This window comes from Streptosporangium sp. NPDC049046 (genome assembly GCF_040649155.1).
Classification (GTDB): Bacteria; Actinomycetota; Actinomycetes; order Streptosporangiales; family Streptosporangiaceae; genus Streptosporangium.
This window is the reverse complement of the sequence record NZ_JBEZEZ010000021.1, coordinates 62212-88139: the sequence shown is the minus strand read 5'-3', so window position 1 is coordinate 88139 and position 25928 is coordinate 62212. Positions and strand designations below refer to the sequence as shown.

Sequence of the window (25928 nt, the reverse complement as noted above, 5' to 3'; positions counted from 1 at the left end):
CACAACCGCACACTCCGATCACCGGAAAGCGTCGCCAGCCAACCCCCGTCCGGAGAGATCACCACCTGACGAACCACCCCCGCATGCCCCGTCAGAGCGGCCCGCTCACCACCGTCGGCCTCCCACAACCGCACACTCCGATCACCGGAAAGCGTCGCCAGCCAACCCCCGTCCGGAGAGATCACCACCTGACGAACCACCCCCGCATGCCCCGTCAGGACGGCCCGCTGCCTGCCGTCGGCCTCCCACAGCCGTACGGGACCGGTGGACGACCAGGTCACGAGCCACGAACCGTCGGGAGAGATCCGCACCCCCGCCCCCGCCCCGGTGTGCCCCGTCAGGACGGCCCGCTCGACGCCGTCGACCCCCCACAGGCGCACGCTCCCGTCTCCGGAGAGGGTCGCCAGCCACGAACCGTCAGGGGAGACGGCCAGCGTGGAGACCTTGCCGATCGGCCTGTTCCTGCCGGGGACCTTCTCGTCCTCCTGGTTCCAGCCGCGCATCCTCAGGACGTCCTGCAGCCTTCGCGGTTTGGTTCTCACCCGCACCCGGCTTTTGAGGATCAGATGTCTCTTCCCGGCGGGGCTCCAGAGAGCGACCCCTCCCGTCGCGGAGCGGGTCGCCAGCCACGAACCGTCGGGCGCGGCCACCATCCCGGTGAACTTGCCCGTCCCCCTCCTGAGGACGGCACGCCTGCTCCCGTCGAAATTCCAGAGACGGACTCCTCCCCTCGCGGAGCGGGTCGCCAGCCACGAACCGTCGGGCGCGGCCACCGTCGCGGCGAGCCTGCCGATCCCGTTGCGCAGGACGGCCCTCTGGGCGCCGTCGATCCCCCAGATCTGCACCCTCCTTTTCCCCGAGCGGGTCACCAGCCACGCGCCGTCAGGGGAGACGGCGACCTCGTGAACAGGTCTGCCGTGCGTGGCCAGCGTCGTCCGGGTGGTGCCGTCGGCCTTCCAGATCTGCGCGCCGCCGTCGCGGGCGTGCACGACGAACCGTGATCCGTCCGGTGTGATCGACACCTCCTCGAGGTGTCTCGCCGCCGAGGTCAGGGTGCGCAGGAGGCGGGTGGAACCGTCCTCGGGCAGTGGCCAGCGGGCTCTCAGGAAGGTGGTCTCGTTCTCCCTGCTGTAGCGCTCGACCGACGCCCGCATCGGCGGGAACGCGTAGAGGCGGGCGAGCAGGTTCGCCGTGGAGACGGCGTCCGACTCGAAGGGGGTGAGCAGATGGGTGCTGCGGGCGATCAGCCGGCGGACCCCCGCGACGGAACGGGAGGTCGACAGCGTCAGATCCGACTCCGCCGCGGCCACCCCGAACGCGCGTACGCGGGTGACGAACCAGCGCACGTCATGCAGCAGGGCTTCCAGCTCCCGGTATCTCCTCGCCTCGGAAAGGTGGAACAGCAGGTGGTTCCAGAGGTAGGGCACGGTCGAGGGCAGCCTCCACCATTCGGCGTCCGCCGTGAGATCGTCGTCGGGGACGAGGTTTCTCGCCTCGTCGAGGAAGTCGCGGTTGGCGACCTCGGCGCGCTCCTTGCCCAGGCCGTCCTCCGAGCGGAGGGCGGAACGGACGACGTCGTGGATCGTGATCGACGGCGCCGCCCCCTCGGCGGGGTGCCTGCCGATCAGTGCGAGATCCTGAAGCCGTCCGCAGAGCCGCTCGGCCTGCTTGGCGGTGAGCCCCGCGGTGCCGCGCCAGAGCAGCTCGACGACGGCGGCCGGTATCGCGACGTCCTCGGGGAAGACGCCCAGTTCCAGGAAGCGGGCGCGGTCGAACGCGCCGAGGGCTTCGAGGCTGTGCTCCACGGTGGCGAGCACCGCGCTCTCCCGCTGGGAGGCGACCGTGACGTCCAGGGGGGTGGAGACGGTCCGGCCGAGCCGACCGGCCGCCCGGCGAGCGGCGACGTCGGCGTTCGTCCCCGCGCCGTACTCGTCGCGCAGCCGGGCGTTGAGCAGGGACAGCAGTAGTGGCCACCTCCCCGTCAGGGCCACCAGGTCGCCGAGGACGCCGGGGTTCATCGGCGGCAACCCCCGGCTCAGCACCTGGACGGCCACCCTCGGCGCCAGCTCGTCGACGATCATCGCGATCGCCTTCGGGGGCAGTGCCCTGGGCAGCCGGGTCGTCACCAGCACCCGGGACCTGGTGGCCGCGGACAAAAAGGGTCTCAGCTGCTCGAGGCTCCACACGTCGTCGACCACCAGCAGCATGTGGCCCCGCTCCGCCAGGGCCTCGGCCATCCGGTGGCCGGCCTGCTCGGGGCTGGAGAACTCCGGCCGGACGCCCAGCACGGCCTCCGTGACGTCGTTGGCGAGCGCCGCGATGTCGGCCCCGGCGCGGTCGCGGCCCACGGTGACCCATATGACGCCGCCGTCGAACCGCCTCCTCACCTCGTCGCTGTGACACACCTCCACGGCCAGGGAGGTCTTGCCGAACCCGCCCGCCCCGGTGAGACCCGTGGTGAGCCCGACCGTGCCCGAGCGCCGCATCGTCAGGGTGGAGACCACGTCGTCCAGCTCGCTTCTCCTGACCCACCCCGCCTGCCTGTCCGGCACCAGGAAGAGCCCGCCGCGCGTGCGTGATTCCATCAGTTTCGGCGTCAGCCGTGTCAGCAGAACGACAAGGAAGGCGGTTAATCCGAAAACAACGACCCATTCGACCCTGCGCGCGACAACCGTTTCCGGCAGATATTCTTCGACCGTTCGCACCGGAAGTCCGACCAGAATTCCGAAAACCACCAGAATCGCCACGGCGACATCGGCGATTCTTTTTGTGCGGCGAGCCACCGACCACCTCTACAGTGCCGACCCCTGCCCCGACGGGCGCCGGGAACCCTGGAGGCACGATATCTGTTCCCCATTGACCCTGAGTTGAATCACCGACATCCCGGCGATTAAAGCGCATACGAAAAGCCACGTTGCACAGTTTGAGGTGCTATGTCCACGACGTCACGTCTGCCATTCCAGGCCGCATTCAAGGTAGATCCTTTTCCGTGACGATGCGATCGCCCTTGGTGACCTCTTTCGAACTCGCCCGGGAGGCGCGAACCGGGAAAGGCGGGGGAACGGCGAACCCGCCCGGCGTCCACCGGGCCGGAGACGGCGCGGGACGCCGCCGGGCCCCCCACTCAGGCGCGCATCCGCCGCTCTCGCTCAGGCGCGCATCCGCCGCCCCTACTCAGGCGCGCATCCGCCACCCCTACTCAGGCGCGCATCCGCCGCGCGATGTCCCGTACCGCCGTCGCCAGCAGGTCGACGTCGTCGCGGCTGGTGAAGAGCGCCGGCGTCACCCGCACGCAGTCCCCCCTGGCCGGCCCGCCGCGGTGCACCGTGAAGATCCGGTACCGCTTCATCAGGTCCGTGGCGATCGCGACGTTCTCGGCCTCCGACGTACGGCCGGTGATCCGGAACGCGGTGATCGTGCCGTACATGGCGGGCTCCTCGGGGGTGAGGATCTCCAGGTTTCCGATGTCGAGCACCTGGCCCACCCAGCGGTCGCGCAGGAAGCGCAGCCTCGCCTGCTTGGCTGCGGCACCGAGCGCGTCATGGAAGTCCAGGGCGGTGCCGGCCGTCAGGAAGGGCGCGACGTCCATGGTGCCGGAGTGCACACGTGCGCGGATGTCCTCCCGCGGGAAGGTCTCGTCGCGGAACGCGACGTCGATGTCGGCCAGGCGGCTGTCGCGGATGTAGAGGAAACCCGCACCCAGCGGCATACCCATCCACTTGTGCAGGGAGAACCCGGCGAAGTCGGCGCCCAGGTCGTCCATGGTGAAGTCCAGGTGTCCCCAGGAGTGGGCGGCGTCCACGATCACGTCGATGCCGCGCTCGCGAGCCATCGCCACGATCTCCCGCACGGGGACCACCAGCCCGGTGCGGTTGTTCATGTGGCTGAGCAGCAGCAACCTGAGCCTCGGGTGCTCCAGGAACGCCGCGGCGTAGGCGTCCAGCACCGCCTGCCGGGTCGCCGGCTCGGGGATGACCAGCTTCTGCACCCGGACGCCTCGCCGGTCGCTCAGCCAGTTCATGGCGTACTGCATGCTGTGGTAGTCCAGGTCGGCGTACATCACCGAGTCGCCGGGACGCAGCCGCCGGTAGCCGGCGATCAGCAGTTGCAGGGCCTCGGTGCCGCCCCGGGTGAGGGCGATCTCCTTCATGGAGACGCCGAGCATGGTCGCGATACGCCGCCTGACCTGGTCCGCCTGGTCCCTGTAGGTGGTGCGCAGCAGGTAGGAGTTCACCTCGTTGAGGTGGTCGGTGTTGCGATGGTAGGCGCGGCGCACCGGCTCGGGCATGATCCCGTAGTAGCCGTTCTCCAGGTTGACGAAGTCCCGGGTGACTCGATACTGCCGCGCCACCCGGCTCCAGAAACCCTCGTCCTCGGCGAGCCGCTCGGGGGCCGTACCGACGGGAGCGGCGACACCGGCGGGCGGCGGAGACGGCCGAACGTCCTGGCCGGCGGGCGGCGGTGGGGGCGGTGAAGGCGCGAGGGCCAACGCCCCGAGCCCGGAGACCATCTCACGCCTGGACAAGCTCATAGAAAACCACTCCACCCCGGTCGGCGAGAGCCCGCGGCGGCCCCGACCTGTTCCAACGCATCACTCCCAGTGTGCGCGGGACCGGCTCCGCGAGCGGGCATCCGTACAGCTCAGGCGTGGCGTGACGGCGGCGACACGCCACACCCCCGGCTCCAGGCAAGCAAGCGCGTGCTTGACGATCAGGGCGATACGCGATCTCTTAGATGAGGCGGCGGGTCTCCTGAAAATCTTGACGTCATTCAGGTGGCGTGCTGTGATCCAGACACACGTTATTTCATACTTGTTCAGTAGGAAATGAGGCGGTAGTGAGGGTTCTCCGGCGTGCGGCCGCGATGGTGGCGCTCTTGGTGGGCGCGGTCGGCATCCAGGTCGTCCAGAGCGGAGCCGCCCAGGCGGCCCTGCCCACCGCGGCCGTCGCGCTCGGCGACAGCTTCATCAGTGGGGAGGGTGCGGGGGCCTACCAGCCCGTTGCCGACGCCTCGGGAACGCCGCAGTCCTTCCCCGGCTGGTCGGCTCCCAACAGCAACGCCTACTTCTGCCACCGGTCGGCGAACGCCTCGCTGTTCAAGGCCTCACTCCCCGGTATCCAGGACCGCTTCAACCTCGCGTGCTCCGGCGGCCAGCCCGCCGACATCGCCAACCCCTCCGGCGCCCGCGCCAAGGGCCGCTCCGTCGCCTCGCAGCTCGACCAACTGCGTGCCGTCGCGCAGACCCACGACATCGACGTCGTCCTCATCGGCCTCGGCTCCAACAACACCCAGTTCACCTTCGGCGACGTGGCCACGCTGTGCGCCAACCGCTTCATCGCCGACGCCTGGACGGGCTGGTGGGAGTTCTGGGCCTACCTGGGCGGTGACGTGCCGCAGGAGCCCTGCACCGTCTCGGACCTCGCCTCCGACGCCGAGGTCGCCGCGGCCACCACCGAGACCACCGCCGCCCTGCGCCAGATCCTCGACACCCTCGCCCAGATCGACGCCGACGGCGTCCACAGCGTGATCCTGCAGACCTACACCAACCCGCTGCCGCTCGACGTCGCCCCGCAGTACCGGGACGAGGACGACCGCACCGACACCCGCGACAAGTTCCGCGCACTCGGCGCCGAACGGTACGCCGCGGGCTGCCCGATCCACCGCGCGAGCCTCGCTCCCGGGCACGTGTTCTCCCAGAACCTCGGCTCCCTGGTCAAGAACGCCTACACCACGCTGGCGGCCGAACGTCCGACCGCCGACCTGCGCGTGCTGGACGTCCAGAAGGCCTTCGACGGCGCCCGGCTCTGCGAGAACCCCGGCAGCCCGACGGGCGCGCTCGCCACCCCGATCCGGGTGCAGGACGGGCCGTCCGGCACGTTCGTCACCAGTCTGTCGGGCTGGGACAAGATCGGTGTCCAGCGGGTCGCGAACACCTGCGTCACCTACTTCCAGACCTGCCAGGAGGGCTGGCACCCCAACGCCGCGGGCCACACCGTCCTCGGACAGTGCCTCACCGGCGCCCTCACCTCCGCGTCCCGCACGGTCGTCACGTGCGCCCGCAACGCGAACGGCACACTCACCATCTCCTGACGTCCCCGACACACCGCGCGGCGACGCGGTGACTGAAAGTTTCACCGCGGGTTGACGGATACGGGGCGACCCCTGACGATCATGTTGCCTCCGGGTCAGGGAGGGGGCGTCGAGTGAACGCCACTATCCGTTGCGAGGTGCACCGATGCCGAGAACATCAAGAACGCCGGGGACGCCAAAGACGCCGAAGAAGCTGTTACGGGCCGCGTCGGCCCTCCTGCTGACGCTGTCCGTCCTGCATGTCCCCACGGCGCGTGCCGACGAGGTCGCCCCGGTCGCGGTGACCGTCAACGCCCGCGCCGCGCTCGCCACCGTCCCCGAGACCGGCATCGGCACCAACCATGCGATCTGGGACACCAACCTGGGCACCGACGCGACCGCCGACCTGCTCAAGGACGCGGGTATGAAGCTGCTGCGCTACCCCGGCGGCTCGTACTCCGACATCTACCACTGGGCCGACCACACCGCCCCCGGCGGCTACGTGGCGCCCGACACCGACTTCGACACCTTCATGCGCGGTGCGCGGCGCACCGGGGCGCAGCCGATGGTGACCGCGAACTACGGCACCGGTACGGCGGAGGAGGCCGCGGCCTGGGTGCGGTACGCCAACGTCACCAAGGGCTACGGCGTCAAGTACTGGGAGATCGGCAACGAGAACTACGGCAACGGCCACTACGGCGCCACCTGGGAGGCGGACGACCACGCCGACAAGAGCCCCGCAGAGTACGCGCGCCACGTCGTGGCCTACTCCGACGCGATGAAGGCCGTCGACCCGACCATCAAGATCGGCGCGGTGCTGACCACACCGGCGAACTGGCCCGACGGGCTGGTCGCCGAGGGCGACGCCGGGACCTGGAACGACGTCGTCCTCTCGGCCGCGGCATCGAAGATCGACTTCGTGATCCTGCACTGGTACCCCGGCGCCCTCGACAAGGTCGGGCACGTCCCCGACATGATCGATCTCACCCGCCGGCAGATCGCGCGGTACGCCGGGGCCGGCGCCGAGCGGATCGGCATCGCGATGACCGAGTTCAACACCGGGTCGAACGAGCGCGGCACGACGACCCAGCCCGGTGCGCTGGCCGCCGCCGACGCCTACGCGACGCTGCTCGCCAACGGGGTGTTCACGGTCGACTGGTGGAACGTCCACAACGGCATCGGCAGCGTCACACAGGTCGAGGGGCACACCGACTACGGCGACTTCGGCCTGCTGTCGAGCGGGACGTGCACCTCCGACGGCAGTGTCTGCGAACCCTCGGTCAACACGCCCTTCGCGCCGTACTACGCGCTCCAGATGGTGAGCAGGTTCGCCCGCCCCGGAGACCGGTTCATCAGGGCCGCGACCGACCAGGCGAAGGTGACCGCGCACGCCGCGCGCCGCCCCAACGGCGACCTGGCCGTCCTGCTGATCAACACCTCGTCCGACACGTCCTATCCCGTCGCGATCGACTACTCCGGTTTCAGCCCGGCGTCCGGGGCCCCCACCGTGCTGACCCACACCAACGGCGCCACGAGCATCTCCTCCTCGACCACCGGCAGCGCGACCGCTCAGACGCTGCCGCCGCTCTCGCTGACCACGATCGTCCTGCGGCCCGCCGGCGCCCAGGCCGGCCTGCCGGGCACGCCGGGGCAGCCGACGGTCTCTGAGGTGACCGACAGGGCCGCCACGATCTCCTGGCCCACCGCCTCCGCCGGCGCGCGTCCGATCGTGAAGTACGAGGTCCACCGCCAGAACGGGGCCGTCGGCGGGCAGTTCGGCGAGACCGCCGGCACCTCGTTCACCGTGGACAACCTCAAACCGGGAACGCGCTACACGGTCAACGTGGTCGCACGGGACAGCGGCGGTGGCGTCTCCGCGCCCTCCGCACCGCTGACGTTCACGACCGGCACACCCGCCTCCAGTTCGTGCTCGGTGCGTCTGACCAAGCAGACCGACTGGGCCAGCGGCTACGTCGGCGCCATCGACATCACCAACCACGGCGCGCCGGTCAGCGGCTGGACCCTGAGCTTCAGCTGGCCCAGGACCTGGCAGAGCCTGGGCAGCGGCTGGGGCGCCGTCTGGACGCAGGACGGGCAGGACGTGCAGGTCGTCAACGAGTCCGGCAACGGCTCGCTGCCCACCGGCGCGTCGGCCACGATCGGCTTCGTCGGCAACTACAGCGGCCCGAACACACTGCCCGCCGTCTTCACCCTCAACGGAACCGTCTGCACGACCCGTTAGCGGCGAACCGTCCGCGTCCTCACGGTACGCGGTCCACGCGCCGGCTCCCCGGCCCACGGTGGGCCGGGGATCCGGCGCGCGTCAGGTGCCGGATCTGAGGCAGGTCTGGCGGGCGATGTCCCACCGGCGGATCGTGTGGTCGTAGACGTGGGCGGCCATCCCCGAGTGTTCGCCACCTTCACCGCTCCGTCCTTCGGCGCGGTCCACGCTCACCGCACGGGTAAGGACGGCAAGCCGCTGCCCTGCCGTCCCCGGCGCGACTCCCCCACCTGCCCCCATGGTCGATACGAGGGCTGCGGCAGGCGTCACGACCGCGATGACCCGCAAGTGGGACAACCGCTCTGCGTGGACTGCTACGACTACCAGGGCGCGGTCTTGTGGAACTCTCACGCGGGAGAGCTGTGGCGCCGCTTCACCCAGGCACTTCCCGCTGTCCTGGCTCGACTGCTCGGCGTGCTTCGTGCTCGCCCGCGTGAGACGTTGCGACTGTCGTATGCCAAGGTCGCCGAGTACCAAGCGCGCGGCCTGATCCGTTTCAACGCGGTGATCCGCCTCGACGGCCCGGACGGTCCCGGCTCCCCTCCCCCGGACTGGGCGACCGTTCCGCTGCTGGATGCCGCGATCCGGCAGGCCGTCGCACAGGTCGTGTGCCTGCCTCAATACCGGCTGCTCCCGCTGCGGCATTGGTCGCACATGCTGGGGTGCCGAGGCCGCTTCTCCACCAAGAGCCGCTACTACTCCACCACTTCGGCCTTCGTCACGGTACGCCCGCGTCAGGAGCCTGAGCCGTCCTTGGGGTCGGGCCGGTCGCGCCAGCGCAGCCAGGCCGCGTAAGCGAGTCCCAGGCCGAGGAATGCCGCCAGCAACACTCCTTCACCGAGAACGTGCAAGAAGTAGACCGGCGGATTCACATCGATGACCCACCGGGCGTCGATCGCGGAGTAGAGGAGCTGGGCCACTCCGATGACGGCCACCCATCGCACGCGGGAAGTGGCCGCAGCGGTGACGTAGGCGGCCGCGATCGGCCAGATCCAGCCCGGGGGGGACCAGGAGATCAGGTGATAGACGAAGATCGCGACGACCGACAGCAGCAGCACAGTCATCGGCCACCGACGCCGTAGGAGCAGGAGCGCACCGAGGGCCAGGGCGACGGGGATCACGGCCGGCCAGGGCGAACGTACCCCCGTGGCCAGGGCGATGGCGACGAAGACCACCACGGTGAGCGCGGCGACCCCGAGATCGACGATCCTGGCGAAGTGACGGACGACAGCCGGTGCACGCACCGGCGATGATTCGACCACGTGAGCCCTTTTCTAAGCGATGCGATATTGCGGAGCGGTTTGATGAGTCCTCGACGTTCACCCGGCGGGTTATCGCCTCATCACACCGGGTCGCGATCGAGGCACGATCGAACCGAGTCTTTCACGCGCCACGTGCGTTTTGGCAGGGAGCGCCAAAAGCGCTGCGCGGATACCCCCGATCCGAAATGGGACGCGGGCAACGGGCAGCGCCAGGGATTGGGGGACGGAAAAGGTCGGCCACCCCGTGATGTAAAGACGGAAGAGGGTCAACGAGTTCGGCCCGTGAGCCGGGGCGGTGTGGTCACCGGCGATATCCATGGCGGGACGCGGCCTTGGAATCGAGCGCGACTGCCGCCTCCGCGCCCGCATGAAGATCGTGGCATGCCTCACCGATCTCGGCTAATAACAAATCAGTCCCTGGCTTGTCTGCATGCAACACATGCCGTTGCAGATGTACCACCACAGAGCTCCGCAACCATTCTCCTGATAGCAGCCGAGAGCTCCTTGATAGCACCTGTTGCCCCCAAGACACAGAGGGCTGCTGATCGAACACTCACACGCACTCGCCGCGGCAGTGTGAGCACGGGCCGGTCGATCCGATGACGTGGAGGCCGACCGAGGACCGAGATTGGTGAACAGGGCGGCGGCGTCACTCTCACCGAAGGCGGCGACCGCCCTTTCTAGCAGCGAGGCGAGGCTGTGATGCGTTTCCTCGACATTCGGGGCCGCGAAGGTCTTGTGCTCGCTGACTCCTTGACCCCATACCAGCAGACGAAGCCGATCCGCTATCGTGCCTGATGGCGAAGTCCCTCAAGGAGGCCGCCATGGGCATCCGGAATTCAACGTCGTTCACGATGGCTACTCTGACCGGTTTTCGTCTCATAGGACTGACGACGGTCACCGCGCTCCTCCTCAGCGCCTGCGGTACGCCTCGTGATGAAGAACAATTCATCATCATTAACGCCACACAAGAAACCGTCACGGTGAAGGGGAAGCTCAACAAGGGGTCCTTCGCCGTCCTCGCTCCGGGAGAGGACGTCGGCATCAGCCTGCCGGACTCCATGTGCCATCAGCCTGAGGCGACCGACGTTCTCGTGGCGACCAGCACGAAGACAGGAAAGTCTTATACATACGGTCCGCCGATCTGTTATGGCACAAGATGGAAAATCGGAGGCTGACCAGAGATCTTCAGATGGGGTCAGGCGGAGCAATCCGCCGCCCCGTGACATCGGCGGGTAGGATCATCCGCGTGGATCTGGACGCCGCCGCCGCCCGGCTCGGGGTGCCCGTCGAGGACGTCGACCGCGTGCACCGGCTCGCCGGCGACCGGCCATCGGCCCCCCTGCCCGCCAAGGCCGACGCACCCGCCCTCCTCGAGCGGCTCGCGGTGCCGCCGGACGACGCCGCCGAGATCATGGAGGGCTGGCCCGACCCCGGATCCCCGCTGTGGACTCCGGAGTTGCGCTGGCTGCTCGACCGCTCGATCGCCCTGGTCCGCGCCGATCTCGGGGGCCACGGCTGGTTGCCGCCCGGTCCGGAGCTGCCGCGCGAACGCGGCCCCGCCTGGCGGCATCTCTACGTGTACGCGTACCTCGCCCTGGTCGGCGTCGCCACGGGATACCACCGCGACCACGGCGTCGCCGACACCGTGTCATGGGCGAGCCTCGCCGACCTGGGCCGCAACCTCGCGGTCGACCGGCGGATGCGCGGCGAGGGCTGGCCCGTCATGCAGAGCTGGCTCACCCTGCACGCGCGCGGCAGCATCTACGAGCTGGGCCGGTTGCAGTATCACCGCGGCGGCGCCACCCTCGACCTGCACATCCCCGAGTCGGGGCCGATGCCCCCCGAGGCGGTCGCGGCGTCGCTCGACGAGGCCCGCGCGTTCTTCCCTCGCCACTTTCCCGACGAGCCCTACACGGAGTTCGCCTGCGGTTCGTGGCTGCTCGACCCGCAACTGCTGGAATACCTGCCGGAGGACTCCAACATCGCCCGGTTCCAGCGGAGGTTCGAGCTGGAGCCGTACGAGGAGCCGGAAGGGCTGGACGCCGACGTCGAGGTGCGGCGGTTCGTGTTCCGCGACCTGACCACACCACTCGACCGGCTGCCATGCCGCACCGCCCTCCAGCGCGCGGTCGTCGAGCATCTGAGGGCCGGCCGCCACTGGTACTGGCACCGCGGCCGCTTTCCGATCCAGCCACACCCCTGACGCCTGATTTCACCGGGGACGGCCGACAGGGTCACCCCGAGTTGGTTGGAGGCTCCGATACCTGGAAGGGTGAGGAGTTATGGCACCACCGAGGAAGTATGCCCCTGAGCTGCGGGAACGCGCTGTCCGTATGGTTTTCGAGCTGCGTGCGGCCGGTGAGGGGCGGGCGTGCCGACCCGGGTCGCCGACCGGCTCGGGGTGCACCGCGAGGCGCTGCGGACCTGGGTGCGCCAGGCCGAGGTCGATGGCGGAAATCGTCCGGGGACCTCGACGTCCGACGCCCGGAGAATCACCGAACTCGAGCGCGAGAATCGCGAGTTGCGTCGGGCGAACGAGATCTTGAAGGCCGCCTCGGCGTATTTCGCCCGGGAACTCGATCCCGGACTGCCGCGCTGGTCGAGTTCATCGATAGAGGGGGCGGCAGGCATCGCCCTGGCCTGCCTATCCGTCAGCGACACCACACTGCCCCGCTCGGCATGGGATGCCTGCCTGCTCATCACCTGCCCGCCTACCCGTCGCGAGGAGGCCGCCTGATGCCGACGAGTAGGTACGGCGGGGCAGGACAGCGTCAAAGACGCCGACCGAGGAGGAGTTCCGGGCCGTGTTGGCCTCCTTCGGCTACGACGTCGACGACCCGCCGTCACACCTGCGACAGACAGATACGACCTCGGTCGCACCCGTCGTCGTTGGCCATCTCAGGTCGTGAGCGGACCTACTTCGAAGCTCAGCTATCCGTTCCGGCGCATCAGGTCCACGACGATTTGGACGATGCCAGCAAGGTCGGGGACGCCGCGGACGTCAGCGACGAACTTCACCTCTTTGTCGGTCTTCCGGTACTCGATCTTCGGGCGGATGATCGCGACGGCCGTCGCGACGGAGATGGCTATTGACAGAAGCTGGGGGTCGAACGGCAGAGTGGCACGCTTCCGGATGTCTTCGGCGGCTCGCTCCGCCTCCTCGGTGATTCCTGGCAGGGCGGTGAGGGACTCGAGGAGGTCGCGCGGTGTCGGCTCGCTCCCCGACTCCTCAAGCCCTAGCTCGGCGGCGAGGGCCCGGATAAATTCCGCGTCCTCCCGGCTTCGCTCCGCGATCTCCTCGTCCGTGACGGCGGGTTCGGGGCTGTCATCGTGCTCGGTCAGTAACTGCTGCAAGATCCCGACCACTTCGTCGTCGTCGAGGGATGCGAAGGATGGCATTCTGCCTCCGGTTCAGAGTCCGACGAGCTTGAACGGCGCCCAGTGGAACATATGCTGCCATGCCGGGCTTTCGCCGTTCGACCACATGCGGAACTGGGCGTCCGCGAGGGCCTGCCACTTCGGGAGCCTCCGCTCGAGCCAGCCGTCGTAGAAGTCGTGAAGCAGCTGCGTCGAGGACGTCAGGTCGATGTTCCATAGCGGCGACAACACGCTGCCTGCGCCTGCGGCGAGCAGCGCGCGAGTCGGCCCCCACATCTCGTCGCCCGCTGACGCGACACTCCGGCCGAGCGAGCACGCCTGGACGGTGACGTGCGAGGCGCGGATGCCGAGGCTGATCAAGTCGCGCCCGCGCATCAGCTCGGGCACCCCGTCGGGGCCGGGTGTGAGGGCGAGGGCCGAGTCCATGACATCCGCGCCGTCGTGGAACGAGCCGTGCGCGATCAGATGCTGAAGGCCCGCGTGCCGTATCTCGTACAGCAGTTCGTTCTTGGTCGCGGTCGGCCCGCACGCCGACAGCACCGTGCCGAAGTGGTCGGCCAGGGCCGCGGCGAAGCCCGAATGCGCGGCTTCGAACGCCGCGGAGTCGTCGCCTGGGCCGGGCGCGGTCAGCACCCCTGCCCGGACGAACCTCGGATCCGGCCGCTCGCGGTCGCGGCGCAGCAGGAACCTGAGGGTGTCGAGGCTCGGCGCATAGGCGAGGCCCGGACGCCGCCCCGCCTCCCATAGCCTCGGCAGCAGGGACGCGTGGATCGGTAGCCCGTGCCACTGCTGGTGCGGCAGCACGACAATCAGCGCGCTGTCGGCGACGGCGTCTGCGATCGGCGCCAGCAAGTCACCGATCCTGCGTAGTTCGCCGAGGAAACGGGCATCGCGGCGTGCTGGGTCGCGCGGGTCGAGCGCTGCGTACAGCCCGGTGCCGGAGAAGTAGGCGCTCATCAACCGCGACGCTTTGTCGAGGCGGTGCTGGTCGACGGGCAGCACCGTCACGACGGGCTGCTCGCCCGGATTCCGGAGCGTGGTGACGTACGTCCGGTCGTTCGCCGAGTAGAACGACAAAATGGCGGCCCGTTCGGGAAGCAACTCCCAGAGGTCGGCCAGCCCCGTCTCGTCAAGGAGGCCAGGTGGATCGTCCAGGCTGTCGTCGCCGGTCTCCTGCCATCGCTCCCATGCCCGCTCGGCGAGCGCGATCCGCGGGTCGGTGAGGGCTCCGACGGGCAGGGTCGCGCCCGCGCGGGCGGCCGGTTCCGCGTTCGGCAGGGCCATCACCAGGTCGCGGGTGAACCAGCGACTCTTGGCGTTCTCGGCGTCCAGGAGGATCTCGGTGGCGCGGTCCCTGGTGAGTTCTGGATGCTCGGCGGCCATCCGCAGCCGCCGCCCCACTACGTCGATCGCGAACGACCCGCCGTGCCGCTCCGTCGGACGCGGCGGCCGGATGAGAAAAAACTGCTCGTTGACCTGGGAGTTCCGGGCGATCTCGTATGAGGCCAGGGCCTCTTCGGGGGCGTCGAGCGCATGGAGCCGGTCGCCGAACAGGACGGCGATGGAGGTGATCTTCGCCCAGGTGACCTCCACCGCGGATGTCAGGCCGCTCATGACCGCGTTGGCCGCGTTGTCGAAGGAGGGCAGTACTTCGGGAGGAGTGGCGGCGAGTCGCCACAGCCCGGCCGTGATGAACGATCCGGCGGTCTGGCGAAGCCGCTCGTCGTCGGAGACGGCAGGAGAGTGCCACAGGTCGACCAGGTTCTCAACGGAGGCCAGCACGCTGTCGTCGTCGAGGGCGAGCAAGCCGGCGACCCGCTCTCGGTAGATGGCGATCGTGGTGCGGGAGCGTTCGCGGTCCTTGCGTCCCGCGTAGATTTCGTCGGCGGCGTCGAGGAGCCGGGAGGCCCGCTCCAGCAGGGTCCGTTGCTCGGCGTTGAGCGGGGTCAGGAACCGGGCCTCGGGCTCGTAGTCGGCGAACGCCGTGACGGTGGTGATCCCGACGCTCATCTCGAGGGTCCCGATGAAGTCCTCGTCAGCGAGGGCGTCCGCGTCACGGAGCGCCGCCTCGTAGTGGTCGAGGGCCTCGGTCAGCCAGCCCATGTAGTCACAGCAGACGCCCGCGACCCAGTGGGCTTTGACCGCTGCCTCGGCGGCCCCGTGCTGCTCGGCGAGCGACGCCGCCCACGACGCCGCCCATTCGGCCAGGTCGTACTGGCGAACGTCCTTGAGCCTGTTCGCGAGCGAGATCCCGGCGCCCAACGACGCCCCCACCTGCTCGGGCGTATCAGGGGCACCGAAGTAACGGTGGTAGGCGTAGGACCGAAACGCGACGTTCAGCAGACCCCGGTCGATCGCCGAGTACGTCTCGCGGAGGAACGCGTCGGCCTCGATGACCCGGTAGTCGTCATCGATGTCAGGGACCCGTTGCTCTTCCTCGGTGTCCGCCCCCTCGACAATCATGAGAGTGGGCGGCAGGTTGGGATCGGTGTGCACCAGAAAGGCGCGGGGGTTCGGCATCCCGGCCTCCGCCATGGCGGCCAGGAGCGAACCCTGCCCCGTGGGCTGTGACCATTTCGGGTAGGCCACCGCCCGCGCCCGAATGATCTTCACTCCGTAGAAGAAGAGAGCAGCCTCAGCGTTACGCCGCGGGTCGTCCGAGACGGGCGGCATCGGATACGTCAGCCAGACCGGTGGCTCCAGCGGCCAGACGCACCAGATCAGGTCGTCCGGCCACTGCCGCTGGGTGACCGATGCCTCGCCGAGGAGCTTGAAGAACTGCCAGCGCGCGCTGCCGGGCAGCCGTCCCGGCCCGGAGATCGGCGGCCCGTCGAGCGGTTCGACGATGCACACGCGCCGCTGTTCGCCCGCGAAGTGGCCGGTCAGCAGGTAGGCGTGGAAGTCGAGCCCGGCCAGCCGGAAGGGGCCGTCCACCCGGATCGGGGTCGAGAGTGCGCGCAGGGCGTCCACGGCGAGGTCTCCGGGGGCCGCGCCCGCGCGCCGGGCATACGGCAGCACCAAGAACGCGTCGGGATCGCCCTCGCCGAGGGCCAGACCGTCGGCCACGATCCACGCGGTGGTGCGGGTGGCGGTCTCATAGGTCTGGAGCGCGGCCTGGGCGAACGAGGCGCAGATGCGGGGCAGCGCGTCGTCGAGCACGAGATCGGTGGTGCAGGCGAGCACGAACGGCCACACCTCATCGCCGACGACGGTCAGCAGCAGATGCGCGGCGATGTCGGTTCCGCTGCTGGTGAAGGCACCGTAGACGTTCACCGAGGCGACCTCGTCTGCCACTCCGAACTGGAACGACAAGAACGAGAGGGCGATATCGACGACCTCCTCGACGTCACCGTCCATGTCGAAGACGTAGGAGAACTCATAGAAGTTTCCGAGATCACCCGGGCCGGGGAGGATCAGCGACACGAGGAGACCGGTATCGCGGAAGGAATTCTTCGTCGCGTGGTCCATCAGCGCCGAGAAGATCGGTTCCGGGTCGGAGATCTGGAAGGTGGGCGGCGTCACCACGACGACCGTGCGCGTCCGCCCGCCGTACTCACCCTGGAGGACAAGGAACTCGTTATCCGGCCGTTCCTGCTCCATCTCGCTCCCGTCGAAAGTGCAGCAGACCCCGCCCAGTAGTATCGCATCCGGCGAGGTTCGCCAGGAAGGCTGCGCTTACAAGGCGCTACCAGCCCAAACCTCTATTTAAACGGTATCGGCCTCTGACCAGGGGATGAAAAGGATTCAGCGAGCTGATCTCAGCGACTTTCAAATGAGTCTGCCGTGCTCGAATTGAGCGAGGACGAGGGCGGCGCGGGCGATGTCGCCGATTTTGCCGGGGCCGGCGGTGATGCGTCGGCGGCCTGTGAGCTTCACGACCCGGGCGGACGTCGTCGGAGAATACGAGAAGTTCCTGATCTCGCAACAAATTGAAAGCCGACGAACGGACGAGCCCCATGGACTCGCCCGTTTCATCAATAGGTGATGCTGCACTGACTGGAAGTGGGAAGAGGCGGCGAGGTAGTCGTCATAGGCATGCCGATCTCGAACCCGAAGTTCGCGTACCGGTTCGGCAGGATGACACCATTCCACGACGACGGTCTCCACACGGTCGTCGAGAACCTCTTCACGTTCCAGAACAGGTGAACGACCGCGCCCGCCGAGAAGGGAAAGTCGATGACCGCCTCCCAGGTGGTCGACGGTGTCGTGCCGGTGTTGGTCAGCCGCGCATCGACCTGCCACCTGTACTGCCCGCCGACGGTCCCCCGGTAATTGGCTTGGAACGTCAGCGTGCAGGTGGTGGCGGCGTCAGCGGGTGTGACGACGGTGAACGCGCCGAATAAGGCGGCCACCAGCCACATGATCAGGCGCCGTCGCCGACGGACGCGCCGTTATGTCATGGGCCTCTCCTGTCAGGAAGTGCGCGACGAAAGACGCGTACGTAAACGATGATCGAACGATACGGTCGGCGTCGAATACAGTCAACGGAACTGAAAGTTTCAGCTATTCAATGAGGTGATCTCAGTGGAATAGTTCCGACAGCTGGGATTTCCGAGGCATGAATGGTGGAATTCCATGCTTATCGTAAGAGGTCGTCGACGGCATAGGAGAGGTGGTGCCGGGCTGCGTAGTTGTGCCGCATCACCGCCACCGCTTCTCCCCCGTCGCGAGACAGGGGGCAAAGAGCCTCCCTATGCGAGCCCCGAAAGCCGCAATCCTCGATCGCGACGGTCCAGTCCCCGATTCGCCTCACAGTGATGACCTCAGGCCCTTCCGGCTGAGAGTAATCCTCGTCTCCAATGAGCCGGATGTCCTCGTCCGTGGCTCCGAGCCGGCGAAGCACCTCGTGCTCGTCGAGCCCGCGGACGAAGACGATCGTGTAGATCTCGCCGAGCCCGCTGTCCTTTTCCCACCCGTAATCTTCTGGCGACGCGCCGGGGGTTCGCGCGGTGGCACGGACCATCTCGAACGTGCTCGCCTGCTCGAGGATCTCGGGATGGGCGACGAAGAAGGCTTCCGTGATTTCTGGAGCCATCCGGCCACGCTCACTGACCGGGTAGCCGTTCGCTCTCGCCCAGTCCCGGATCTGAGCACGGCCGAGCTTGGGCGTCCGGTAGGTGACGCGGAGGGGGATGAAGTCGGCATCGGACATGATCAGAAACCTCCTGAAGTCAGGACGTCAGCCCGCGCTGCGCCAGTAGGCGAGTTGCGCGCTCGTGCTTTTGACCACCCGGGGAATGGACTCAGGCTGTGGCCAGATCTGCAGCAGATAGCGATCTTCCGCTTCCGACTCCTCATCCATGTTCACGGCGTGATAGCGCAACCGGTACCACCCCGGCCCCGAGGGCAGCTCGGGTATTTCGTGAACGCCTTCGCCTCCCCACTCGCATAGCGAGAGCCGTCCGGCCTCTGACCGAAAGCTGATCTCCACAATGTCCTCATACTCGTCGGTGTCCGCTCCTGGATCTTGGTCGGCCACGGTCGCCGAGAAGCCAAGGGTGCCCGTGTGTGTGCCTGTGAGCAGGAGAGCGGCGCCGTCCTCCACGCGAATGATTCCGACAGGGTGATCAGGATGGTCATCGGCGAAATTTGCGTAGCCGTTGTTGTCGTCGGTGTCGTCGACGAGATACGCCTGCCCGTAGTGAACCCAGAGGCCGAACGAGACGGTGTGAGCGGTGGTCATGGTCGACAAGAGTATGATCATGTGCTGACATTTCCGACCGATGCGAGGTCTCAGGAGACCATCGCCGCATAACCAAGTCTCCACGCTTTCAGGGGATTGCCAGCTGCCAGCTCCACTGACATCTGCAAGCGCGCCAGACACCTGTCTGGGGTCGTCGAACTTGACAGTGAAGTGCCGCTCCCACTTGCGCACTGTCAATTAGATGGCTGTATAACCAGAGGAACCGAACGTCATTCAAGGTGACAGTACGATCCGAACTCGGTTCGGTCGCCCCTTCGACTCTTTCTCCGGCATCTCTGCTGCGAGAGGGGAATCGCGGTTGGTGTGTTGCCGGGCGTGGTGGGACGTTTTCGGTAGCGGAGAACCAGGGAAGCGCCCTTCGTTATACGTCCGCCCGGGAGCGGTGGGTGTTGAGGTGGGCGGCGAGTTTGCGGGTGAGGTGGTGGGCGTCGCGGCCCACTCCGCGCAGGGTGTTGGAGGCGGGGGTGCGCTGCCATTCCAGGCCGAGGAAGCCCAGCCCGGGGTGGGTGGTGGACAGGCCCCGGTCATGGCGGGGGTGGCCGGTCTCGTCCAAGGCGCCGAGTTCGTTCAGGTAGTCGAGATTGGGCTGGTATCCGGTGGCCAGCAGTACAACGTCGATGGGTTCGCGGTTGCCGTCGGCCCACACCACGTCGCCTTCGTCGAGGCGGATGAACATCGGGCGCCGGTCCAGGAAATCTTCGCGTAGTGCCCGGCGGTAGAGTCCCTCGTCCAGGATGGGGACGGTGGGCGGAGTGGTGACCAGGCGGGCGGGCAGGCGGTCGAAGCCGGTGATGGTGAACCAGAAGTGCAGGTCCTTGCCCAGGGGGCGCTGGTCGATGAAGCGGATCGGCGTGCGGGTGGCCAGGGTCACCGTGTTGGTCTCGGCGAGTTCGCAGGCGATCTGCACGGCTGAGTTGCCGGCGCCGACCACGATGATGCGTCGGCCCGCGTAGGGCAGGGGGTTGGTGTAGGTGGCGGCGTGCAGGATCTGGCCGGTGAAGCCGTCGCGGCCCGGCAGGACGGGCAGGTGGGGGCGGTCGAATGACCCGCTGGCGGCGATCACGCTGGGCGCGTTCAGCGTGCTGCCGTCGGCGAGGTGCACGGTGAAGCCACCGCCACCGCCTCGGGCACCGCGGTGGGCGGCGGCGTGGGTATGGGCTTCGACGGCGGTGACGCGGGCGCCGGTGCGGATCTCGGCGCCCCCGCGGCCGAGATCGCGGGCGTAGCGGGCCAGATAGTCCACCACCTCGTCGCGGTGCGGGTAGCGGTCGGGTTCGCCTCCGAAAGGAAGGCCGGGCAAGGAGCTGTAGCGGGCGGGGGAGAACAGGGTGAGGCTGTCGTAGTAGCGCCTCCAGGAGCCGGTGGTCTGGTCTGTTGCCTCCAGGAGCACCGGAGTCAGGCCGGCGTCCAGAAGGGTTCGGGTGGCGGCCAGTCCGGCCTGGCCGCCACCGATGACGATGGTGTTCATGCGCCGCATCGTATCGTCAAATTAAGAAATGACAATATGAGAGGTAGGGTCGTCCTCATGGAGATGGCGAGCACCGACATCGAGCTGACCGAGGCTGCGCGCGGCTTCCTCAAGGCGATGGCCAGCGACACCCGTCAGCAGATCCTGATGCTGTTCGCCGGCGGAATCGAGCTGACCGTCAGCCAGGTCGCCGAGCGCATGTCGCTGGCCCAGTCGGCCACCTCAACCCATCTGGCGACGCTTCGCGATGGCGGGGTACTGAGCGCCCGGCGGGAGTGGAAGACCGTCTACTACCGCGCTGATCCCGGCCGGATCGGCCAGGCTCTGGCCGATCTGCAGCTCAGCTTGCAGGCGTGTTGCCCGCCGAACGCCTGCACTCCGGACGCCGCCTGTGGGTAAATCCTGGCCTGTCGGCACATCGACATAGATCGGCCGATCACAGTTGCAGGAATTTCGCGCAGATCATCGGTGCCGGCGGCGTAGAGCGCGACGATCCCGGCGGTGTCGGCCACCGAACTCGGCATCGAGCCGGTCACCGCCCTGCGGCTGGCGGCCTTCGCCGGTGAGCGACGCGACGTGGCTATGCGGCGATGACTGCGGGGAGTCTGCGCGCGAGGGACAGAATCCGGATCGCACTTGCCGGTACGGCTACCGCCATCGGCCACACCGGCACCGGCGTCATGACCGCGATCACAGTCAGCATGAGCACGTCAAGGACGATCAACCCCAGGACGCTGCCGATCATGGCCAGGCGCGTTCGTCGATAGGCGAGCTTCTCCCGGACCACGAAGAGCAGGGCGCACACGATCGTCACGAGTGCCGCACCGTACAAGATCTTGGCGGGAAGCGGCAGCGACCAGGTCCACGCGCCCGCTGTGAGCAGCGTGACAGCCCAGGCAGCGGCCATGAGGGGACCGGTGAGGAGCAGGACGATGGCGGTGCGGTGCCACGGTGATTCACGCAGGAAAGCGGCCGTGACCGTGTCGGCGTCGCCGAACTCCGCGATGGCCGCCCGTGCGGCTTGCTCGGGATCGCCGCAGGCGTGGAGATGGAGTTCGTAGGCCTCCTCGAGCCCGTCGGCGAGTTCCTCCACCACCTGGGAGGGCAGCCGGGTCGCGAGGATGTCGAGCTGCGCGGTGATCAGGTCGCGGCCGGCCATGGCCGCGCCCCCAGCGCCGCGGTGACCGCGGTCGCGAACTCCTGCCAGCTGGCCCGCTCGCCGCCGAGCGCCGTACGTCCGGCGCTGGTGAGTTCATAGCTGCGGCGGCGCCGACCGGCGACAACCGACCAGCTCCCGGCGATCAGTCCGGCCCGTTCCAAGCGGTGCAATGCCGGATAGACGGTGCCGGTGGGCAGATCGATGCGCCCCTGCGTTGCTTCCCGAAGGGCTTCCTTCACCGCGTACCCGTGCATCGGCCCGCTCTCCAGCGCGGCGAGCAGCAGGCCGTCCAGGTGTCCTTTGAGCGCTTCGGCCCTCATAGGTAGTAACGCTATATCGGCCCTTCCGCCCAGGCAATCACCGGAGTAGCGTCGCTATATATAGCAACACTACACATGGGGTGCGGCATGGATGAGATCACCGTCTTCGGTCTCCCGGTCCCGAATGCGGGGCCGGTTTTCCTGACGGCGCTGGCCGTCCATGTCATCGCCGGTCTGGTCTGCGTGACCTGCGGTGCGGTGGCCGCGCTGTCGCGCAAGGGCGGCGCCCGGCACCTGCGGTTCGGCCGGATCTACATCTGGGGCCTGGCGGTCGTCTTCGCCACGATGACGATCTTGGCGATGATCCGCTGGCGGGAGAACGCCCACCTGTTCGCCATCGGCTCGCTGGCCTTCACCGGAGGCATGACCGGCTATCTGAACCGGCGGCGCCGACCGTACATCCACATCATGGGGATGGGGCTGTCCTACGTCGCGCTGCTGACCGGTTTCTACGTCGACAACGGCCCCAACCTGCCGCTCTGGGACCGGCTCCCCGCCTGGAGCTACTGGGTGCTGCCCAGCCTCATTGGACTTCCGCTGATCGCACGCGCGATCAAGCGCGCCCTTCCCGCGAGGCGGACGACACCGTGATTTTCAAATAGCGTTCTCCTGATTTGACAGATCTCGAATCAGTGAGGCAACCTGTCTCTTGATTCGACAATCTTCTAATCAAGGGGTGTGGTGTGCGCTCTGCTTCGCCGGCCCGCCAGGACGTTGGGCCGTCACGTTCGACGCACCCCGCCCTCAGGTGTGTGACGCGAGCCGCAGCGCTGACGGAGTCATCGCTCACATCCATAAGCCTGTCGATCCACTGGTCCTTGACGATCACTACGCGTTTTCAGGAGAAGAGCCATGAGTGATGGATGCTGCGGCCCGGCCGCGGTCGCGGTCGAGCGGTTTCTCGCCCCCGCGCAGGCCGATGCGCTGCCGATCGTGGTCATCGGGGCGGGCCCGGTCGGCCTGGCCGCCGCGGCGCACCTGGCCGAGCGTGGTCTGAACTTCCTCATCCTGGAGGCCGGGCAGCAGGTCGGCGCCTCGGTCGCCCAGTGGAGCCACGTGCGGGTCTTCAGCCCGTGGAAGTACAACATCGACGCCGCAGCCCGCCGCCTGCTTCAGGCCGGCGACTGGACGGCACCCGACGCGGACTGGCTGCCGACCGGCGCCGAGCTGATCACCGACTACCTGGCCCCGCTGGCCACACTGTTCGGCTCCCGACTGCGGCTGGGCGTGCGGGTGAGCGCGATCAGCCGCCTGGGCTATGACCGGGTCCGTACCACGGGACGTGAGGATGCGCCGTTCCTCATCCGCACCGAAAGCGGTGAGGAGCTCCAGGCCAGGGCGATCATCGACGCCTCCGGCACCTACACCTCGCCCAGCGTGCTGGGCGCGAGCGGCCTGCCCGCCTACGGTGAGGAGCAGGCGGCGACGTTCATCGACCACGCGCTGCCCGATGTGCTGGGCGCCGACCGCGACACCTACGCGGGCAGGCACACCCTGGTCGTCGGGGCGGGCCATTCGGCGGCCACCACCTTGCTGGCCCTGGCCGAGCTGCCGGGCGCGCAGATCACCTGGGCGATCCGCGCCACCAGCGCCGGCCGTACCTACGGCGGCGGTGAGGCCGATGCCCTACCGGCGCGTGGGGCGCTGGGCACCCGGCTGCGGGCGCACGTCGATTCGGGCCGCATCACCCTGGTCACCGGCTTCTACACCCACTCGATCACTGAGAACGACGGCCAGGTGACGGTGGTCAGCCGCACCCCCTCCGGCGCCGAGCAGTCGGTCACCGCTGAGCGCATCGTGGCAGCCACCGGCTACCGGCCCGACCACTCCATCGCCTCAGAGCTGCGCCTGGACCTGGACGCGATCCTCGGCTCCACCCGCGCCCTGGCCCCGCTGATCGACCCCAACGCCCACTCGTGCGGCACCGTGCCCGCGCACGGCGTCGATGAGCTGGCCCACCCGGAGTCCGGCTACTACGCGGTCGGCGTCAAGAGCTACGGCCGCGCCCCGACGTTCCTGATGGCCACCGGGTACGAGCAGGTCCGCTCCGTTGTCGCCGCGCTGGCCGGCGACTGGGAGGCCGCCCGCGACGTGCAGCTGGACCTGCCTGAGACCGGAGTGTGCTCCTCGGGGCTGGTCGAGGAGCAGGAGCGACGGGTCGGCCTGGCCACCGGCATCAGCGGCGGCCTGCTGGCCACCCCGCTCCCGCTGGTCACCGTCGGCGGTGGTGATGGCGACGGTGGTGGCTGCTGCGGCTGAACACCGGCCATCGACCAGCGCCGAAGCCGCACCGACAAGGAGCCTCAGATGTCTGAGGGATACCCCACCGCCGCCCAGAAGGAAGTCTTGCGCCTGATCTGCGAGCACGGGCCGATCGACACCCACCGGCTGGGTGAGCGCCTGGTCGCCGCCCGCGGGCCGAGCAGCAACCCCGGGTTCGCCCCGGCGATCGCCCGGACGGCCGGCTCCTTGGCCTGGCGGCTGCACGTCCAGGGGTTCATCACCGAAGACCCATCACCTGGCCGCTGGATGACCACGGCCGATGGACGCCAGCTGATCGGCTGCGCCGGGACGCTCCGGTGAGCTCCGCCGCTGAACCCGCCACCGAGGCCCCCACTGAGGCCGCCGCCCCCGCTCTCGGGGGCGGCGGCCGGCCGCGTTCGGGGCGCGGCTGGCGGATCGTCGCGGCCCTGGCCGTCACCCAGACCATCGGCTACGGCGTGCTCTACTACGCCTTCTCGGTCTTCCTCACCCCGATGGCGGCCGACCTGCACGCCGGCGGCGCCCAGATCGCGGCCGCGCTGACCGGTTCGATCCTGATCGCCGCGTTGTGCGCCCCGCTGGTCGGCCGCCTGCTGGACGCCCGCGGCGGCCGGGGCCTGATGACCGCCGGGTCGGTCATCGGCGCGCTCGCCGTCCTGGCCTGGTCGCGGGTGGAGAACTTGGCCCAGCTGTATGCGGTCTTCGCCGCGATCGGCATCGCCTCGGCGATGGTGCTGTACGAGAGCGCCTTCGCCGTCATCGTCAGCTGGTTCGACGGTCCCGGTAACGGCCGGGCCAACGCGCTGCTCGCGCTCACCGTCGTCGCAGGGTTCGCCTCCACCATCTTCCTGCCGCTGACCGGCCTGCTGGTCGACGCCTACGGCTGGCGCACCGCCCTGGTGGTTCTGGCCGTGATCTACGGCGTGGCGGCGATCCCGCTGCACGCGCTCGTCGTGCGTCGCCCCGCCCGCGCCAGGCGCCAGGCGGCCACGACCCACGAGCGGGCCCGGATCGTCAAGGACGCCACCCGGGCGCGGCCGTTCTGGCTGCTGGTGATCGCCTTCACCGCCAACGGCGGCGCCGCGGCGGTGATGGCGGTCCTGCTCATCACCTACCTCATCCACCTGGGCCACTCACCCGTTCTGGCCGCCACGCTGGCCGGGCTGCTGGGGGTGTTGTCGGTGACCGGCCGCCTGCTCACCACCGGCCTGCAACGCCGCCTGCCCGCCGCCCTCATCGCCGCCGCGATCTTCACCCTGCAGGGCGTCGCCGCCGCGCTGCTCCCGCTGGCCGGGCGCACGGTGCCGGGCGCCATCGGCTGCGTGCTGGGGTTCGGGCTCGGCTTCGGCATCGCCTCCATCACCCTGCCGCACCTGCTCCTGCAGCGTTACGGCAGCAGCGCTTACGCTTCGCTGTCGGGCCGCATCGCGGCCTTCTCCGTCGCCGACAAGGCGCTGGCGCCGCTGGGCGCGGTCGCGTTAGCCCAGGCGGCCGGCTACACGTGGGTGATGGCGGCCGTGGCGGTGGCCTGCGCCGTCGCCGCGTTCGCGCTGGTCGCCTACCACCGCGTATGATTTAGACGAATGTCGAAGCAGGGGAGTTGCCGTATGACCGCCACCGCCCAGTGCTGCGCGCCGATCGCCCGCGAGCCACTGTCGGAGGATGACGCGGCCGACCTGGCGGTGATGCTCAAAGCCGTCGCCGACCCGGTCCGGCTGCGCCTGCTGTCGATGATCGGCTCCCACGCGGGCGGCGAGGCGTGCGTGTGTGACCTGACCCCCGCCTTCGATCTGAGCGGCCCCACCATCTCTCACCACCTCAAAGTGCTGCGGACGGCCGGGCTGATCGATTCCGAGCGCCGGGGCACCTGGGTCTACTACTGGATCGTCCCGGCCGCTGTGGCGCGGCTGGGTGCGCTGTTCACTCCGCTGGCCGAGTCCGTGAGCGTGTGACCGGCCCGGCGGCGGCATCCCTCTCGTCGCGGCCAGTCGATGTCGTGGTGATCGGCGGCGGGCAGGCGGG

Annotated in this window: 23 protein-coding genes and 1 pseudogene; 12 read left to right on the top strand and 12 right to left on the bottom strand. The window is 68.6% G+C overall.

Features of this window, described 5'->3' with window-relative positions; all coding sequences use genetic code 11:
- Both AB0B96_RS27630 and AB0B96_RS27625 read right to left on the bottom strand, forming a co-directional pair.
- Positions 1–2585, bottom strand: a 2585-nt coding sequence (locus tag AB0B96_RS27630; RefSeq protein ID WP_362903170.1) for an NB-ARC domain-containing protein, incomplete at its 3' end; no start/stop codon positions are given.
- Positions 2586–3199: 614 nt separating this feature from the next.
- Complete coding sequence (locus AB0B96_RS27625; RefSeq protein WP_362903168.1) at positions 3200–4531, bottom strand: aminotransferase class V-fold PLP-dependent enzyme; 1332 nt, start codon at positions 4529–4531, stop codon at positions 3200–3202.
- A 305-nt stretch (positions 4532–4836) separates the two neighbouring features.
- Here AB0B96_RS27625 and AB0B96_RS27620 point away from each other — a divergent pair, with 305 nt between their 5' ends.
- The 3 genes from AB0B96_RS27620 to AB0B96_RS27610 all read left to right on the top strand — a co-directional run bounded on the left by AB0B96_RS27620 (position 4837) and on the right by AB0B96_RS27610 (position 9145).
- Positions 4837–6090: a hypothetical protein gene (locus AB0B96_RS27620; protein WP_362903166.1), complete on the top strand. Its 1254-nt coding sequence runs from the start codon at positions 4837–4839 to the stop codon at positions 6088–6090.
- 145 nt (positions 6091–6235) lie between these two features.
- On the top strand, positions 6236–8311 hold the full coding sequence (locus tag AB0B96_RS27615) for a cellulose binding domain-containing protein (RefSeq protein ID WP_362903164.1): 2076 nt from the start codon (positions 6236–6238) through the stop codon (positions 8309–8311).
- 69 nt (positions 8312–8380) lie between these two features.
- Positions 8381–9145: a replication initiator gene (locus AB0B96_RS27610; RefSeq protein WP_362903274.1), complete on the top strand. Its 765-nt coding sequence runs from the start codon at positions 8381–8383 to the stop codon at positions 9143–9145.
- On the opposite strand, the gene AB0B96_RS27605 is transcribed toward AB0B96_RS27610, so the two are convergent.
- Positions 9085–9594, bottom strand: coding sequence for a hypothetical protein (locus AB0B96_RS27605; RefSeq protein WP_362903162.1), 510 nt, complete (start codon positions 9592–9594; stop codon positions 9085–9087). The two genes, AB0B96_RS27610 and AB0B96_RS27605, sit on opposite strands and share 61 nt — an antisense overlap.
- Positions 9595–10011: 417 nt before the next feature.
- On the bottom strand, positions 10012–10380 hold the full coding sequence (locus AB0B96_RS27600; RefSeq protein ID WP_362903272.1) for a bacteriocin fulvocin C-related protein: 369 nt from the start codon (positions 10378–10380) through the stop codon (positions 10012–10014).
- A 29-nt stretch (positions 10381–10409) separates the two neighbouring features.
- On the opposite strand from AB0B96_RS27600, the gene AB0B96_RS27595 reads away from it, so the two are divergent.
- The 3 genes and pseudogenes from AB0B96_RS27595 to AB0B96_RS27585 all read left to right on the top strand — a co-directional run.
- Positions 10410–10790, top strand: coding sequence for a hypothetical protein (locus AB0B96_RS27595; RefSeq protein WP_362903160.1), 381 nt, complete (start codon positions 10410–10412; stop codon positions 10788–10790).
- 71 nt (positions 10791–10861) lie between these two features.
- On the top strand, positions 10862–11818 hold the full coding sequence (locus tag AB0B96_RS27590) for an acyltransferase domain-containing protein (protein WP_362903158.1): 957 nt from the start codon (positions 10862–10864) through the stop codon (positions 11816–11818).
- A 79-nt stretch (positions 11819–11897) separates the two neighbouring features.
- Positions 11898–12196, top strand: a pseudogene (locus AB0B96_RS27585) (transposase); the annotation flags it as partial.
- A gap of 350 nt (positions 12197–12546) precedes the next feature.
- On the opposite strand, the gene AB0B96_RS27580 reads toward AB0B96_RS27585, so the two are convergent.
- The 6 genes from AB0B96_RS27580 to AB0B96_RS27555 all read right to left on the bottom strand — a co-directional run bounded on the left by AB0B96_RS27580 (position 12547) and on the right by AB0B96_RS27555 (position 20165).
- On the bottom strand, positions 12547–13014 hold the full coding sequence (locus AB0B96_RS27580; RefSeq protein WP_362903156.1) for a hypothetical protein: 468 nt from the start codon (positions 13012–13014) through the stop codon (positions 12547–12549).
- A gap of 12 nt (positions 13015–13026) precedes the next feature.
- Entirely contained in the window at positions 13027–16593 is a 3567-nt protein-coding gene (locus AB0B96_RS27575) for a CHAT domain-containing protein (protein WP_362903154.1), read from the bottom strand.
- A 374-nt stretch (positions 16594–16967) separates the two neighbouring features.
- Positions 16968–17354 carry a cellulose binding domain-containing protein gene (locus AB0B96_RS27570; RefSeq protein WP_362903152.1) on the bottom strand — a complete coding sequence of 129 codons (387 nt, stop codon included), beginning with the start codon at positions 17352–17354 and terminating at the stop codon, positions 16968–16970.
- 218 nt (positions 17355–17572) lie between these two features.
- Entirely contained in the window at positions 17573–18145 is a 573-nt protein-coding gene (locus AB0B96_RS27565) for a DUF6461 domain-containing protein (RefSeq protein ID WP_362903150.1), read from the bottom strand.
- 27 nt (positions 18146–18172) lie between these two features.
- Entirely contained in the window at positions 18173–18676 is a 504-nt protein-coding gene (locus AB0B96_RS27560; RefSeq protein WP_362903148.1) for a hypothetical protein, read from the bottom strand.
- Positions 18677–19058: 382 nt separating this feature from the next.
- Complete coding sequence (locus AB0B96_RS27555) at positions 19059–20165, bottom strand: NAD(P)/FAD-dependent oxidoreductase (protein WP_362903146.1); 1107 nt, start codon at positions 20163–20165, stop codon at positions 19059–19061.
- Between the two features lie 57 nt (positions 20166–20222).
- Between AB0B96_RS27555 and AB0B96_RS27550 the strand changes: the two genes are divergently transcribed.
- The gene (locus AB0B96_RS27550; RefSeq protein WP_362903144.1) at positions 20223–20564 is read left to right on the top strand and encodes a metalloregulator ArsR/SmtB family transcription factor; all 342 of its coding nucleotides are present in this window, start codon (positions 20223–20225) and stop codon (positions 20562–20564) included.
- Positions 20565–20745: 181 nt separating this feature from the next.
- Here AB0B96_RS27550 and AB0B96_RS27545 read toward each other — a convergent pair whose 3' ends face one another.
- Together AB0B96_RS27545 and AB0B96_RS27540 are read right to left on the bottom strand one after the other, a co-directional pair.
- Entirely contained in the window at positions 20746–21324 is a 579-nt protein-coding gene (locus AB0B96_RS27545) for a permease prefix domain 1-containing protein (RefSeq protein WP_362903142.1), read from the bottom strand.
- Positions 21306–21644: a helix-turn-helix transcriptional regulator gene (locus tag AB0B96_RS27540; RefSeq protein WP_362903140.1), complete on the bottom strand. Its 339-nt coding sequence runs from the start codon at positions 21642–21644 to the stop codon at positions 21306–21308. Before AB0B96_RS27540 ends, AB0B96_RS27545 begins: the two co-directional genes overlap by 19 nt.
- An 87-nt stretch (positions 21645–21731) precedes the next feature.
- Here AB0B96_RS27540 and AB0B96_RS27535 point away from each other — a divergent pair, with 87 nt between their 5' ends.
- The 5 genes from AB0B96_RS27535 (at position 21732) to AB0B96_RS27515 (ending at position 25858) form a co-directional block, all read left to right on the top strand.
- Entirely contained in the window at positions 21732–22235 is a 504-nt protein-coding gene (locus tag AB0B96_RS27535) for a hypothetical protein (RefSeq protein WP_362903138.1), read from the top strand.
- A 261-nt stretch (positions 22236–22496) separates the two neighbouring features.
- Positions 22497–23903 (top strand): FAD-dependent oxidoreductase, encoded by a 1407-nt coding sequence (locus AB0B96_RS27530; RefSeq protein ID WP_362903136.1) that lies wholly within the window; start codon positions 22497–22499, stop codon positions 23901–23903.
- Positions 23904–23951: 48 nt separating this feature from the next.
- Positions 23952–24227 (top strand): hypothetical protein, encoded by a 276-nt coding sequence (locus tag AB0B96_RS27525; RefSeq protein WP_362903134.1) that lies wholly within the window; start codon positions 23952–23954, stop codon positions 24225–24227.
- Positions 24224–25480: an MFS transporter gene (locus AB0B96_RS27520; protein WP_362903132.1), complete on the top strand. Its 1257-nt coding sequence runs from the start codon at positions 24224–24226 to the stop codon at positions 25478–25480. Before AB0B96_RS27525 ends, AB0B96_RS27520 begins: the two co-directional genes overlap by 4 nt.
- Before the next feature lie 33 nt (positions 25481–25513).
- On the top strand, positions 25514–25858 hold the full coding sequence (locus AB0B96_RS27515; RefSeq protein ID WP_362903130.1) for a metalloregulator ArsR/SmtB family transcription factor: 345 nt from the start codon (positions 25514–25516) through the stop codon (positions 25856–25858).
- Positions 25859–25928: the final 70 nt, after the last annotated feature.